Genomic DNA, 13,652 nt, shown 5'->3' with positions numbered 1-13,652 from the left:
TGAACGGGCCACGGAAGGGGAGCCATGGGAGGGACCGCACTCGCCCTCGAGGTAGCGGACCTGTCGGCGGGATACGGACCGGTACGCGCGCTGAGGCAGGTGTCGCTCACCGTGCCGGAAGGCGGAGTCGTCACCGTCCTCGGCGGCAACGGAGCGGGCAAGTCCACGCTGCTGCGCGCCGTCTCGCGCACACTGTCGTTCCACGGCGGAGCCGTCACCTCCGGCACGGTGACCTTCGGCGGGCGCCCGATCGGCGGGCTCGCCCCCGACCGGGTCGTCGCCGCCGGGGTCTCCCAGGTGCCGGAGGGACGGCAGGTCTTCGCACGGATGACCGTCGAGGACAACCTGCGCGCCGGGGCGCTCGGCGCGAGCGGCGACCGAGCGGAGAAGGCGGCGGCCCTGAAACGGGTCCACGAACTCTTCCCCGTCCTCGCCGAACGATCCCACCAGCGCGCCGGACTCCTCTCCGGCGGCGAGCAGCAGATGCTCGCCGTCGGCCGCGCCCTGATGGCCTCACCGAAGCTGCTGCTCCTGGACGAGCCCTCGCTGGGCCTCGCCCCGCTGATGGCCGCCCGGATCGCCGACACGATCCGTGAGATCAACGCCCAGGGGACCGCCGTGCTCCTCGTCGAACAGAACGCGGCGCTCGCGCTGCGGCTCGCCACCCGGGCGTACGTCCTGGAGGTCGGCGAGGTCACCCTCTCCGGCCCGGCCGCCGAGCTCGCCGCCTCCGACGAGGTCCGCCGCCGCTACCTGGGCGTCGTGGACGAGGACGCCGCCGCCGACGCGGCGATCGCCACCACCGCCCACCCGGTCCTGCCCCGCTGGGAGGAGACCCGATGAGCGAGCAGCTCCGCGTGCCCGCCCTGGAAGTACGTGACGTCACCGTCCGCTTCGCCGGGCTCACCGCCCTCGACGCCGTCTCCTTCACCGTCCGCCCCGGCACCGTCCACGCCGTCATCGGACCCAACGGCGCCGGCAAGTCCACCTGCTTCAACGTGCTCTCGGGCGTCTACAGAGCCACCTCCGGCAGTGTCCGCTTCGGCGAGCACGACCTCACCACCCTGCCCCCGCACAAGATCGCCGAGCTCGGTGTCGCCCGCATCTTCCAGAACCTCGCGCTGCCGCCCCGCGCCACCGTCGAGGACAGCCTGATGCTCGGCCGCCACCGGCTCACCCGCACCGGCTTCCTCGCCGCCGGGCTCCGGCTGCCGTCCGCCGCCCGCGAGGACGCCCGCCACCGCGCCCGCGTCCGCGAGATCGCCGCCTTCGTCGGCCTGGAGAAGCAGCTCGCGCAGCCCGCGGGTTCGCTCCCGTACGGCCAGCAGAAGCTGGCCGAACTCGCCCGCGCGCTCTGCATGGAGCCCCAGCTGCTTCTCCTCGACGAACCCGTGGCCGGCATGACCGCCGACGAGCGGCGCCGTACCGCCGCCGTCATCGCCGGGGTCCGCGACAGCCTCGGGATCTCCATCGTCCTCGTCGAGCACGACATGGGAGTGGTGATGCGGCTCGCCGACGCCGTCACCGTCCTCGACTTCGGCCGCCGGATCGCCGACGGCGCCCCCGGCGACGTACAGAACGACCCGGCGGTCGTCCGCGCCTATCTCGGAGAGGAGACCGCCGAGTGACCACCTTCGCCGAACTCCTGCTCAACGGCGTCTCGTTGGGCTCGATCTACGCCCTCATCGCCCTCGGCTTCGTGGTGATCTTCCGCGCCACCGAGGTCGTCAACTTCGCCCACGCCTCCCTGCTGCTCGCGGGCGGTTACTTCACCGCGGTCCTCCACGATCGTCTCGGCTTCTGGCCCGCCCTCGCGGTCGGCATCGCGGGGGCGGCGGCCGTCGGCGCGGCCGTCGAGTTCCTCGTCATGCGCCGCTACCGGGGTTCCGACCACAGCGTCCTCGCCATCGTCACCATCGGCGTCGACATCCTGCTCGCCACCGAGCTGACCCGCCGCATCGGCACCGACATCCTCTCGCTCGGCGACCCGTGGGGCGACGCCGTCCTCACCTTCGGCCCGGTCACGATCGCGGAGACCCGGATCGCGGCGTTCCTCGTCGCGGCCCTGCTCATCACGGCGTTCCTGCTGACCTTCCGGTACACCTCCTGGGGCGTCGCCATGCGCGCCGCCGCCGAGAACCAGGAGACCGCCGCCCTCATGGGCATCCGGCTCGGCCGCGTCTCGCTCGGCGCCTGGGCGGTGGCCGGCGGACTCGCCGCCGTCGCCGCGCTCTTCCTCACCGTCTTCCCCACCCCGGGCCTGGAACGCTCCACCTCGTTCGCCGCGATGAAGGCCTTCCCCGCCGCCATCCTCGGCGGCCTCGACTCCACCACCGGCGCCCTCGTCGGCGGCCTCCTGGTCGGCGTCACCGAATCCCTCGCCACCGGCTACCAGGGCGATCTGACCTTCCTCGGCCGGGGCATCGGCGACCTCGCCCCGTACCTGGTGATGGTCGCGGTCCTGCTGATCCGTCCGGCCGGACTCTTCGGTACGAAGGAGCTGGCCCGTGTCTGAGACCCTCGCACCCCGGGCCGCCGCCTCCCTCGCGCGGCCGCGTGTCTACGGCTGGGCCGTCGCCGGCCTCGTCCTCGCCGCCTTCCCCTTCTACCTGGACCGCTTCTGGCTCCAGGCCGGCCTCTTCGCGATGGCCGCCGCGATCGGCGCCATCGGCATCAACCTGCTGACCGGCGCCACCGGCCAGCTCTCCATGGGCCACGCCTTCTTCCTCGCCGTCGGCGCCTACGGCTACTGCGCGTTCGCCGGGGACGGGACCGACGGCCTCACCGGACTCGGACTGCCCGGCTGGCTCGCGGCCGTCCTCGCCGTGGTCCTCGCGGGCCTCGCGGGCGGGTTGTTCAGCCCCATCGCGGGCCGGCTGCGCGGCGCGTACCTCGGTATCGCCACCCTCGCGCTGATCTTCATCGGCCAGCACGTCCTGTTCAACGCGCACGACCTCACCGGCGGCTTCAACGGCCGCGCGGTGCCCCCGCTCAGCCTCTTCGGGATCACCTTCGACGACAGCGAACTCCTCGTCGCCCAGGTGCCGTTCGGCTCCGCCGAGAAGCTCTGGTACCTCGGGCTCGTCCTCCTGCTCGCGGGCGCCCTGTTCGCCCGCGGGGTCCTGCGCGGCCGCCCCGGCCGCGCCATGAACGCCATCCGGGACCACCGGATCGCCGCGGGCGTCATGGGCATCCCCGTGGCCCGCTACCGCGCCTCCGTCTTCGTCCTGTCGTCCATGTACGCGGGTCTGGCGGGCGTGCTCCTCGCGCTGGTCTTCCAGCGGACCGTGCCGGAGTACTTCGGCATGCTGCTCTCCCTCGAGTACCTGGCCATGATCGTCATCGGCGGTCTCGGCTCGGTCGCCGGCGCGGTGATCGGAGGCGTCTTCGTCTCCCTCCTGCCGCAGCTCCTCAACCGGTACAGCGACGCGCTCCCTCTGGTCTCCGCCCCCGGGACCGGTGGGATCGCGCCGGGGGAGGCCGCGCGCTACCTCTACGGCGCCGCCGTCGTCGCGGTGGTGCTCTTCCTGCCCGGAGGCCTGGTCCGCCTGGCCGCCCGCAGACCCAAGCGAACGACCCAACCCTCGCACTCCTCTGGGGAGGAACGATGACCCACCGACGACCGACGTCCAGAACCCTGGCCTTCACGCTCGCCACCCTCGTCGCCCTGACCGCCGCCGGCTGCAGCTCCAAGGCCAAGAGCGGCGACGACAAGGGCACCGGCGCGGGCGGGGTGAAGGCCGGCAAGGGCGTCACCGACACGACCATCACGCTCGGCGCGCTCACCGACATGACCGGTGTGTACGCCACCCTCGGCAAGAGCGTCACCCAGGCGCAGCAGCTGTACATCAAGCAGGTCAACGCGGCCGGCGGGATCTGCGGCCGCCAGCTGGAACTGACGGTCCGCGACCACGGCTACGACCCGCAGAAGGCACTCTCCGCGTACACCGAGCTGGAGCCGAAGGTCGTCGGCTACACCCAGTTCATCGGCTCCCCGTTCGTCGCCGCCGTCAAGCAGCGCGTCGACGGCCAGGACAAGGGGCTCGTGCTGCCCCAGGCCTGGTCCGCCTCGCTGCTCGGCTCCCCGTACATCCGCGTCCTGGGCTCCACGTACGACGTCGAGACGATCAACGCCGTCGACTTCCTGGTGAAGGAGAAGGGCCTGAAGGCGGGCGACAAGCTCGGCCACGTCTACTTCGAGGGCGACTACGGCGAGAACGCGCTCGCGGGCTCGAAGCACGCGGCCGAGAAGGCGGGCCTGACGGTCGTCGAGCAGAAGATCAAGCCCACCGACAACGACATGTCGGCGCAGGTCGCCGCGCTCAAGCAGGCGGGCGTCAAGGGCATCGTCATCAGCGCGGGCCCGCGCCAGGCCGCCTCCCTGGTCGGCGTCGCGGCCGCGACCAAGCTCCAGGTGCCGGTCGTCGGCAACAACTCGGCCTTCTCCCCTCAGCTCCTGGGCACCCAGGCCGGTCCCGCGCTGGAGAAGATGTACTGGTTCGCCTCGCCGAGCCTGCCGATCGGCGCGGACACGCCCGCGGCGAAGAAGGTCGCCGCCGACTACAAGGCCGCCTACCCGAGCGACAGCCTCGACAACGGCATCGTCGCCGGCTGGACGGCCGCCAGCGTCTTCGGCGAGGCCCTGAAGAAGGCCTGCGCCTCCAAGGACCTCACCCGTGAGGGCGTCGACAAGGCGCTGCTGACCCTGAAGGACGTCGACCTCGGCTTCGGCATGAAGCACGACTTCACCGACCCGAAGGCCCCCTCGTCCCGCGAGTCGGTCATCATCCAGCCCGACAAGACCGTCCCCGGCGGCATGCGCGCGGTCCGTGAGCCCTTCGTCTCCGACGCGGCGAAGGAGTTCACCCCGAAGGTCGGCTGACCCGGCCGCACCCGTACGGATCGCCCCGCCGCGCACCCCCGCGCGGCGGGGCTCCGGCACGTCACCTCCCGGAAACAAGGCAGTGTGAAGCTCGGGCCCATGAACACGCACGCCCCCGTGACCGCCATCGACCGACTCGACCCCGCCCGGATCCGCGCCCATGCGCGGGGCGGCCTCGCCGCCCTCCTCGTGGACGCCGTCGACGGCGGCGCCTCCCTGGGCTTCCTCGCGCCCCTGGACCCGGCCGAGGCCTCCCGCTGGTGGCAGGGCGTCGCCGACGAGGCGGAGCGGGGCGTACGGGACGTCTGGGCGGCCCTCGGCCCCCAGGGCGAGATCCGCGGGGCCGTCACGCTCGTCCGGACCGACAAGCCGAACGGCCGCCACCGCGGCGAGGTCGCCCGGCTGATCGTCCACCACGCCGCCCGCGGCCGTGGCCTGGGCGCCCGTCTGCTCGAGGCGACCGAGGCGCACGCCGCGCGCGAGGGCCTCACGCTCCTGGTCCTGGACACCCAGACCGACAGCCCCGCCGAGGGCCTCTACCGCAAGGCGGGGTGGACACCGGCCGGCACGATCCCGGACTTCGCCGCCGACCCCACGGGCACCCTCCGCCCCACCACGCTCTACTACAAGCGCCTGCCCTGATCCCGGACACGACGAAGGGCCCGGCGCTCGAAAGCACCGGGCCCTTCGTCGTACACGTACATCTCCCGCTTACGGCAGCTGCGCCGCCTCCGCCTGGCGGGCCTCACGGCTCTCGCGGCGGTTGTCCCGGAAGGTGTTCACTCGCCGGGCCGTCGCGAAGAGGGGGATCACGGCGCCCAGCACCACCTGCAGCGCGCAGCCGGTCTGCAGCAGGAGCTGCCCGCCCGGAGCGTCGAACGCCCAGGCCGCCAGCATGCCCATCGCGCCCACGATCCAGCTGAGCATCGCCACCGCGAGGATGCCCCGCGGCTTCGGGTACTCGACCCGGCTCACCATCAGCCAGGCGACACCGATGATCGCGAGGAGCGTCGGGATGAACGGCAGCTCAAGGAGCACGATCGAGACGACCGTCAGCGCGCCGAAGGGGCTCGGCATGCCCTGGAACATCCCGTCCTTCATCGTCACGCACGAGAATCTCGCCAGCCGCAGCACCACCGCGAGCAGCACCACGATCGCGGCCACCGCCGAGACCTTCTGCTGCGCGTCATCCGCGACCATGCCGTACACGAGTACGAAGTAGGCCGGGGCCAGACCGAAGCTGATCAGGTCCGACAGGTTGTCGAGCTCGGCGCCCATCGGCGACGAGCGCAGCTTGCGCGCCACGATGCCGTCGAACAGGTCGAAGATCGCCGCGGCCAGCATCAGGATCACGGCGGTGGCGGCGCTGTTGCGCGCCATGCCGGTCTCCGTGCTGCCGGTGAGGTGCGGGATGAGGATGCCGGTGGTGGTGAAGTACACCGCCATGAATCCACACGTCGCGTTACCGAGCGTGAGGGCGTCCGCTATGGACAGCCTCAGCGACAGCGGCATCTCCTCGGCCTCTTCGGCGTCCTCCGCGTCCGCGTCGGCGGCCCAGTCGGCCGCCCGGGTGTCGGGATCAATCACGGTCAATGCGAGTCACCCCCGCGGTCGTGGTCTGACCGACCTCGACGGCGACGTCGACACCTTCCGGAAGGTAGATGTCAACGCGCGACCCGAAACGGATCAGACCGATGCGCTCGCCCTGCTCGACCTTCGTCCCCTGGGGGATGTACGGCACGATGCGCCGGGCGACGGCACCGGCGATCTGCACCATCTCGATGTCACCGAGCTCGGTGTCGAAGTGCCAGACAACGCGCTCGTTGTTCTCGCTCTCCTTGTTGAACGCCGGGACGAACCCGCCGGGGACGTGCTCCACGGACGTCACCGTGCCGGCCAGCGGCGCGCGGTTGACGTGGACGTTCAGCGGGCTCATGAAGATGGCGACCCGGGTGCGTCCGTCCTTCCACGGCATGATGCTCTGCACCACACCGTCGGCGGGGGAGATGACCCGGCCCTGAGCGATCTCGCGCTCGGGGTCGCGGAAGAACCACAGCATGCCCGCCGCCAGAGCGGTGGTGGGCACGGCGATGGCCGCGGCACGCCGAGACTTGCGCGCACGCACGAGGCTCAGCGCCGCGGTGGCGACGGTCGGCAGAAGCCACGGCGATGCTCCGCGTGCGATACGTACGCCGGAGAGGCTGTCGCGAGGTGCAGAGGTTTGGCTGTGGGGCATGGATGACCTTCGTAGCGGATGATGCCGCACTGGCAACGGGGGACGGCGGCTTTCAAACGATGCTATCGGTTGCGGGCCGCAACTGGGTAAGCCAGAAGCCGAGTCGGCGGCCGGAAGACGAACACAGGGTGTGATCTTCTTCGCGGCCGAACCGACTCAAAAGCGACAATCAACCCTGGAATCGGTACTCCTCGAGGAGCCGGCGACCGATGATCATTTTCTGGATCTCGGCGGTACCTTCACCGATGAGCAGCATCGGCGCCTCGCGGTAGAGGCGCTCGATCTCGTACTCCTTCGAGAACCCGTATCCGCCATGGATACGGAAGGCGTCCTCCACGACTTCCTTGCAGTATTCGGAGGCGAGGTACTTCGCCATCCCTGCTTCGAGGTCGTTTCGTTCCCCGGAGTCCTTTTTGCGTGCTGCGTTCACCATCATGGCATGAGCGGCCTCGACCTTGGTAGCCATCTCGGCCAGCTTGAACTGAATCGCCTGGTGCTGGGCGATCGCCTTGCCGAAAGTGTGACGTTGCTGGGCATACGAGACACCCAGTTCGAAGGCACGCTGAGCGACGCCGCAGCCACGCGCCGCGACATTCACGCGGCCGACCTCCACGCCGTCCATCATTTGGTAAAACCCTCGGCCGGTTACCCCGCCGAGGACCCGATTGGCCGGAATGCGCAGTCCGTCCATGATGAGTTCGGTCGTGTCGACGCCCTTGTAACCCATCTTGTCGATCTTCCCCGGGATGGTGAGGCCGGGGCGGACCTCTCCGAAGCCGGGCTCCTTCTCGACGAGGAAGGTCGTCATCGACTTGTGGGGCGCCGTGCCCTCGGGGTGTCCTTCGTCACTTCGGACGAGAACGGCGACCAGCGTTGACGTTCCGCCGTTCGTCAGCCACATCTTCTGGCCGTTGAGGACGTACTCGTCGCCGTCCTGGACGGCCTTCGACGTGATGGCCGACACATCGGAGCCGAGGCCCGGCTCCGACATCGAGAACGCGCCACGCGTCTCGCCGGCCGCCATCCGGGGCAGGAAGTAGTCCTTCTGCTCCTGGGTGCCGTGCTGCTTGAGCATGTACGCCACGATGAAGTGCGTGTTGATGATGCCGGAGACCGACATCCAGCCACGCGCGATCTCCTCCACGCACAGCGCGTAGGTGAGCAGCGACTCACCCAGGCCCCCGTACTCCTCGGGGATCATCAGACCGAAGAGACCGAGCTCCTTCAGCCCGTCCACGATCTGCTGCGGGTACTCGTCACGGTGCTCCAGCTCGGTCGCGACCGGGATGATCTCCTTGTCGACGAACTCCCGGACGGTCTTGAGGATCTCCTGCTGGACGTCCGTGAGCCCGGCGGTCTGGGCGAGTCGGGCCATGGCTACTTCTCCGTCTTCTTGGAGGGCTCGATCAGCGTGGGGCGGCCGGGCTGCTCGCCGCCGCGCTCCTTGATGTACGTCTCGGTGGGCACCATCACCTTGCGGCGGAAGACGCACACGAGGGTGCCGTCCTGCTTGTAGCCCTTGGTCTCCACGTACACGATCCCGCGGTCGTTCTTCGACTTCGACGGGGTCTTGTCGAGGACCGTGGTCTCGCCGTAGATGGTGTCGCCGTGGAAGGTCGGCGCCACATGGCGCAGCGACTCGATCTCCAGGTTGGCGATCGCCTTGCCCGAGACGTCCGGCACGGACATGCCGAGCAGCAGCGAGTAGATGTAGTTGCCGACGACGACGTTCTTGCCGAAGTCCGTCGTGTTCTCGGCGTAGTTCACATCCATGTGCAGCGGATGGTGGTTCATCGTCAGCAGACAGAAGAGGTGGTCGTCGTACTCGGTGACCGTCTTTCCGGGCCAGTGCTTGTAGACGGCTCCGACTTCGAACTCTTCGTAGGTGCGGCCGAACTGCATGGGACTCAGGCCTCCGGGATCTCGAACGAGCTGGTGCGCTTCATGCCGGCGGCGCGGCCCTTGCCGGAGATGACCAGGGCCATCTTGCGGGAGGCCTCGTCGATCATCTCGTCGCCGAGCATGGCCGAGCCCTTCTTCCCGCCGGCCTCGGAGGTGTAGTAGTCGTACGCGTCCAGGATCAGCTCGGCGTGGTCGTAGTCCTCCTGCGACGGCGAGAAGATCTCGTTCGCGGCGGCGACCTGGTCCGGGTGGAGCACCCACTTGCCGTCGAAACCGAGGGCGGCGGCGCGCTGTGCGACCGCCTTGTAGCCCTCCTGGTTGCGGATCTGCAGGTAGGGGCCGTCGATCGCCTGGAGGTTGTTGGCGCGGGCGGCCATCAGGATGCTCATCAGGATGTGGTGGTAGGCGTCCGCCGGGTAGCCGGGCGGCTGCTCGCCGACGACCAGGGACTTCATGTTGATGGAGGCCATGAAGTCGGCCGGGCCGAAGATGATCGTCTCCACGCGCGGCGAGGCCTGCGCGATGGCGTTGACGTTGTTCAGGCCCTGGGCGTTCTCGATCTGCGCCTCGATGCCGATCTTGCCGACCTCGAAGCCCATCGTCTTCTCGATCTGCGTCAGGAGCAGGTCGAGCGCCACGATCTGCTGGGCGTCCTGGACCTTCGGCAGCATGATGCAGTCGAGGTTCTGCCCCGCGCCCTCGACGACGGTGACGACGTCACGGTACGTCCAGTGGGTCGTCCAGTCGTTGACCCGCACGACCCGCGTCTTGCCGGTCCAGTCGCCCTCGTTGAGGAACTTCACGATCGTGTGCCGGGCGTCGGGCTTGGCGAGCGGCGCGCAGGCGTCCTCCAGGTCCAGGAAGACCTGGTCGGCGGGGAGCCCCTGGGCCTTCTCCAGGAAGCGCGGGTTGGAGCCGGGGACCGCCAGGCACGAGCGACGCGGGCGGAGACGGTTCACAGTCATGCGGGGACCTCCAGGGGGTCGAGCTTGTTCGCTTTCCGGATCTCGTCGACGATACGGCCGATGATCTCGGTGATGCCGAAGTCCTTCGGCGTGAAGACGGCGGCCACACCCGCGCGCTTCAGTTCTACGCCGTCGGCGTTCGGGATGATCCCGCCGACGATGACCGGGATGTCCTGCGCGCCCGCCTCCCGGAGGCGGTCCAGGACGTCCGGCACCAGCTCGGCGTGCGAGCCGGAGAGGATCGAGAGGCCGACGCAGTGCACGTCCTCCGCGAGGGCCGCGTCGACGATCTGCTCGGGCGTCAGCCGGATCCCCTGGTAGACCACTTCGAAACCGGCGTCACGCGCGCGTACGGCGATCTGCTCGGCCCCGTTGGAGTGCCCGTCCAGGCCCGGCTTGCCGACCAGGAGCCGCAGCCGGCCGGCGCCCAGCTCTGCGGCCGTCTTCGCCACCTTCTCCCGTACGAGAGCCAGCGGGGTGCCCTCCTCGGCCGTCACCGCGACCGGGGCCGAGGAGACGCCCGTGGGGGCGCGGAACTCGCCGAAGACGTCCCGCAGCGCCCAGGACCACTCGCCGGTCGTGACACCGGCGCGCGCGCACTCCAGGGTGGCGGCGAAGAGGTTCCCCTCGCCGGCCGCCGTCGCCTTGAGCGCCGCCAGCGACTCCTGGGCACGGTTCTCGTCGCGGTTGTCCCGCCACTCGTGGAGCCCCGCGACGACCTTGGCCTCGTTCGCCGGGTCGACCGTCATGATCGCCGTGTCGAGGTCCGCGGTGAGCGGGTTCTCCTCGGTCGTCTCGTAGATGTTGACGCCGACGATCTTCTCGTCACCGGCCTCGATCCGGGCGCGCCGCTCGGCGTGCGAGGAGACCAGCTGCGACTTGAGGTAGCCGGACTCGACGGCGGCCATCGCACCGCCCATCTGCTGGATCCGCTCGATCTCGGCCAGGCACTCCTCGACGAGCGAGTCGACCTTGGCCTCGATGACGTGCGAGCCGGCGAAGATGTCCTCGTACTCCAGCAGGTCCGACTCGTGAGCCAGGACCTGCTGGATACGGAGCGACCACTGCTGGTCCCAGGGGCGGGGCAGCCCGAGCGCCTCGTTCCAGGCGGGCAGCTGGACGGCGCGCGCGCGTGCGTCCTTGGAGAGGGTGACGGCCAGCATCTCCAGGACGATCCGCTGGACGTTGTTCTCCGGCTGCGCCTCGGTCAGACCGAGCGAGTTGACCTGCACCCCGTAACGGAACCGGCGCTGCTTCTCGTTCTCGATGCCGTACCGCTCGCGGGTGATCCGGTCCCAGATGCGGCCGAAGGCGCGCATCTTGCACATCTCCTCGATGAAGCGGACGCCCGCGTTCACGAAGAAGGAGATACGGGCGACGACCTCGCCGAAGCGGTCCGCCGGGACCTGGCCGGAGTCCCGGACCGCGTCGAGCACCGCGATCGCGGTGGACATCGCGTACGAGATCTCCTGGACCGGAGTGGCCCCCGCCTCCTGCAGGTGGTAGCTGCAGATGTTGATCGGGTTCCACTTCGGGATGTGGTTCACCGTGTAGGTGATCATGTCCGTCGTGAGGCGGAGCGAAGGGCCGGGCGGGAAGACGTGCGTCCCGCGCGACAGGTACTCCTTCACGATGTCGTTCTGGGTGGTGCCCTGGAGCCTGGTGACGTCCGCGCCCTGCTCCTCGGCGACCACCTGGTAGAGCGCCAGGAGCCACATCGCCGTGGCGTTGATGGTCATCGAGGTGTTCATCTGCTCCAGGGGGATGTCCTGGAACAGACGGCGCATGTCACCGAGGTGCGAGACCGGGACCCCGACCCGGCCGACCTCGCCGCGGGCGAGGATGTGGTCGGGGTCGTAGCCGGTCTGCGTCGGGAGGTCGAACGCGACCGACAGGCCGGTCTGACCCTTGGCGAGGTTGCGCCGGTACAGCTCGTTGGACGCCTCGGCGGTCGAGTGACCGGCGTAGGTCCGCATGAGCCACGGCCGGTCCTTCTGACGCTCTGTCATGTGCGGTCCCGGTCTCAGATGTTGCGGAAGCGGTTGATGGCGTCGATGTGCTTCGCGCGCATCTCCGGGTCGCGCACGCCCAGGCCCTCCTCGGGCGCGAGGGCGAGGACGCCGACCTTGCCCTGGTGGAGGTTGCGGTGGACGTCGTAGGCGGCCTGGCCGGTCTCCTCCAGGGAGTAGACCTTGGAGAGCGTGGGGTGGATCTTGCCCTTGGCGATCAGGCGGTTGGCCTCCCAGGCCTCGCGGTAGTTGGCGAAGTGGGAGCCGATGATCCGCTTCAGGGACATCCACAGGTAGCGGTTGTCGTACTCGTGCATGTAGCCCGAGGTCGAGGCGCAGGTGGTGATCGTGCCGCCCTTGCGCGTGACGTAGACGGAGGCGCCGAACGTCTCGCGGCCCGGGTGCTCGAAGACGATGTCGATGTCCTCGCCGCCGGTGAGCTCGCGGATGCGCTTGCCGAAGCGCTTCCACTCCTTGGGGTCCTGGGTGTGCTCGTCCTTCCAGAACTTGTAGCCCTCGGCGTTGCGGTCGATGACCGCCTCGGCGCCCATCGACCGGCAGATGTCGGCCTTCTCGGGGGAGGAGACGACACAGATCGGGTTGGCGCCGCCGGCCAGCGCGAACTGCGTGGCGTACGAGCCGAGTCCGCCGCTCGCGCCCCAGATCAGGACGTTGTCGCCCTGCTTCATGCCGGCGCCGTTACGGGAGACCAGCTGGCGGTACGCGGTGGAGTTCACCAGTCCGGGCGACGCCGCCTCCTCCCAGCTCAGGTGGTCGGGCTTCGGCATCAGCTGGTTGGACTTGACGAGCGCGATCTCCGCCAGACCGCCGAAGTTGGTCTCGAAGCCCCAGATGCGCTGCTCGGGGTCGAGCATCGTGTCGTTGTGGCCGTCCGAGGACTCCAGTTCGACCGAGAGGCAGTGCGCGACGACCTCGTCGCCGGGCTTCCAGGAGTTCACGCCCGGGCCGGTGCGCAGCACGACGCCCGCGAGGTCGGAGCCGATGATGTGGTACGGCAGGTCGTGGCGCTTGCTGAGGTCGCTGAGCCGGCCGTAGCGCTCCAGGAAGCCGAAGGTCGACACCGGCTCGAAGATCGAGGTCCAGACCGAGTTGTAGTTCACGGAGCTGGCCATGACGGCCACCAGGGCCTCGCCCGGGCCGAGCTCGGGGAGCGGCACGTCGTCGACGTGGAGCGACTTGCGCGGGTCCTTCTCGCGGCTCTCGAGGCCCGCGAAGATCTCGGTCTCGTCCTTGTGGACGGTCACGGCGCGGTACGACTCGGGAAGCTTGATGTTGGCGAAGTCCGAGGACGTGGAGTCCGGGGACTGGATCGCGTCCAGGATGTCCTTCACGGGGTGCCTCCGGCGGTGCGTTACGTCAGGGGGAGTTACTGCGGTGGAGGTGTGCCGTCGGTTCGGCGGGTGGAGCGGTGGCTGCGCCGGGTGGGCGCTTTTCGACGTTGCCTGTGACGCAGGCGTCCGGGCGCACAATCACGATCGCTTGTGGGGACAGCCGGCGCACGAGGAGACCTCTGCGCGCCGACCGCCCGGACAACATCAACGTATGGCACCGCGTGTCACCTGACAAGGCACTGCGTGCCAACAATTTCACTCATATGCAATCCGCCGGTCACACATGAGCGATGATCGATCGAAGGT

Annotated in this window: 13 protein-coding genes; 6 read left to right on the top strand and 7 right to left on the bottom strand. The window is 69.4% G+C overall.

Going from position 1 to position 13,652, the window contains the following annotated elements:
- Positions 1–24: 24 nt before the first annotated feature.
- The 6 genes from ACWF79_RS12910 to ACWF79_RS12885 all read left to right on the top strand — a co-directional run bounded on the left by ACWF79_RS12910 (position 25) and on the right by ACWF79_RS12885 (position 5,524).
- A complete protein-coding gene (locus ACWF79_RS12910) occupies positions 25–843 on the top strand; it encodes an ABC transporter ATP-binding protein (protein ID WP_453728122.1) in 819 nt (272 codons plus the stop codon).
- Entirely contained in the window at positions 840–1,628 is a 789-nt protein-coding gene (locus tag ACWF79_RS12905; RefSeq protein WP_453728121.1) for an ABC transporter ATP-binding protein, read from the top strand. The genes ACWF79_RS12910 and ACWF79_RS12905 overlap by 4 nt, the downstream gene beginning before the upstream one ends.
- Positions 1,625–2,515, top strand: coding sequence for a branched-chain amino acid ABC transporter permease (locus tag ACWF79_RS12900; RefSeq protein WP_453728120.1), 891 nt, complete (start codon positions 1,625–1,627; stop codon positions 2,513–2,515). Before ACWF79_RS12905 ends, ACWF79_RS12900 begins: the two co-directional genes overlap by 4 nt.
- A complete protein-coding gene (locus ACWF79_RS12895) occupies positions 2,508–3,611 on the top strand; it encodes a branched-chain amino acid ABC transporter permease (RefSeq protein WP_453728119.1) in 1,104 nt (367 codons plus the stop codon). Before ACWF79_RS12900 ends, ACWF79_RS12895 begins: the two co-directional genes overlap by 8 nt.
- Positions 3,608–4,882: an ABC transporter substrate-binding protein gene (locus ACWF79_RS12890; RefSeq protein ID WP_453728118.1), complete on the top strand. Its 1,275-nt coding sequence runs from the start codon at positions 3,608–3,610 to the stop codon at positions 4,880–4,882. Before ACWF79_RS12895 ends, ACWF79_RS12890 begins: the two co-directional genes overlap by 4 nt.
- A gap of 99 nt (positions 4,883–4,981) precedes the next feature.
- Positions 4,982–5,524, top strand: a complete 543-nt coding sequence (locus ACWF79_RS12885) for an N-acetyltransferase family protein (RefSeq protein ID WP_453728117.1) — start codon at positions 4,982–4,984, stop codon at positions 5,522–5,524.
- A 69-nt stretch (positions 5,525–5,593) separates the two neighbouring features.
- On the opposite strand, the gene pssA is transcribed toward ACWF79_RS12885, so the two are convergent.
- The 7 genes from pssA to ccrA all read right to left on the bottom strand — a co-directional run bounded on the left by pssA (position 5,594) and on the right by ccrA (position 13,346).
- Complete coding sequence (pssA, locus tag ACWF79_RS12880) at positions 5,594–6,469, bottom strand: CDP-diacylglycerol--serine O-phosphatidyltransferase (RefSeq protein ID WP_453728249.1); 876 nt, start codon at positions 6,467–6,469, stop codon at positions 5,594–5,596.
- The gene (locus ACWF79_RS12875) at positions 6,462–7,118 is read right to left on the bottom strand and encodes a phosphatidylserine decarboxylase (protein ID WP_361962999.1); all 657 of its coding nucleotides are present in this window, start codon (positions 7,116–7,118) and stop codon (positions 6,462–6,464) included. The genes pssA and ACWF79_RS12875 overlap by 8 nt, the downstream gene beginning before the upstream one ends.
- Before the next feature lie 169 nt (positions 7,119–7,287).
- Positions 7,288–8,493: an acyl-CoA dehydrogenase family protein gene (locus ACWF79_RS12870; RefSeq protein ID WP_453728116.1), complete on the bottom strand. Its 1,206-nt coding sequence runs from the start codon at positions 8,491–8,493 to the stop codon at positions 7,288–7,290.
- A 2-nt stretch (positions 8,494–8,495) separates the two neighbouring features.
- Positions 8,496–9,020, bottom strand: a complete 525-nt coding sequence (locus tag ACWF79_RS12865; RefSeq protein WP_361962995.1) for a MaoC family dehydratase — start codon at positions 9,018–9,020, stop codon at positions 8,496–8,498.
- 5 nt (positions 9,021–9,025) lie between these two features.
- On the bottom strand, positions 9,026–9,985 hold the full coding sequence (locus ACWF79_RS12860; RefSeq protein WP_453728115.1) for an HpcH/HpaI aldolase/citrate lyase family protein: 960 nt from the start codon (positions 9,983–9,985) through the stop codon (positions 9,026–9,028).
- Positions 9,982–11,994 (bottom strand): protein meaA, encoded by a 2,013-nt coding sequence (locus tag ACWF79_RS12855; protein ID WP_453728114.1) that lies wholly within the window; start codon positions 11,992–11,994, stop codon positions 9,982–9,984. The genes ACWF79_RS12860 and ACWF79_RS12855 overlap by 4 nt, the downstream gene beginning before the upstream one ends.
- Before the next feature lie 14 nt (positions 11,995–12,008).
- The gene (gene ccrA, locus ACWF79_RS12850; protein ID WP_453728113.1) at positions 12,009–13,346 is read right to left on the bottom strand and encodes a crotonyl-CoA carboxylase/reductase; all 1,338 of its coding nucleotides are present in this window, start codon (positions 13,344–13,346) and stop codon (positions 12,009–12,011) included.
- Positions 13,347–13,652: the final 306 nt, after the last annotated feature.

The organism is Streptomyces sp. NPDC054975, from assembly GCF_053609105.1.
This window is presented reverse-complemented; position numbering and strand designations above follow the sequence as displayed.

Excerpts from the sequence above, each read along its gene's own strand:
- ACWF79_RS12910 (WP_453728122.1), top strand. The coding sequence starts at position 25 with ATGGGAGGGACCGCACTCGCCCTCGAGGTAGCGGACCTGTCGGCGGGA.
- ACWF79_RS12905 (WP_453728121.1), top strand. The coding sequence starts at position 840 with ATGAGCGAGCAGCTCCGCGTGCCCGCCCTGGAAGTACGTGACGTCACC.
- ACWF79_RS12890 (WP_453728118.1), top strand. The coding sequence starts at position 3,608 with ATGACCCACCGACGACCGACGTCCAGAACCCTGGCCTTCACGCTCGCC.
- ACWF79_RS12885 (WP_453728117.1), top strand. The coding sequence starts at position 4,982 with ATGAACACGCACGCCCCCGTGACCGCCATCGACCGACTCGACCCCGCC.
- ACWF79_RS12875 (WP_361962999.1), bottom strand. The coding sequence starts at position 7,118 with ATGCCCCACAGCCAAACCTCTGCACCTCGCGACAGCCTCTCCGGCGTA.
- ACWF79_RS12870 (WP_453728116.1), bottom strand. The coding sequence starts at position 8,493 with ATGGCCCGACTCGCCCAGACCGCCGGGCTCACGGACGTCCAGCAGGAG.
- ACWF79_RS12865 (WP_361962995.1), bottom strand. The coding sequence starts at position 9,020 with ATGCAGTTCGGCCGCACCTACGAAGAGTTCGAAGTCGGAGCCGTCTAC.
- ACWF79_RS12860 (WP_453728115.1), bottom strand. The coding sequence starts at position 9,985 with ATGACTGTGAACCGTCTCCGCCCGCGTCGCTCGTGCCTGGCGGTCCCC.
- ACWF79_RS12855 (WP_453728114.1), bottom strand. The coding sequence starts at position 11,994 with ATGACAGAGCGTCAGAAGGACCGGCCGTGGCTCATGCGGACCTACGCC.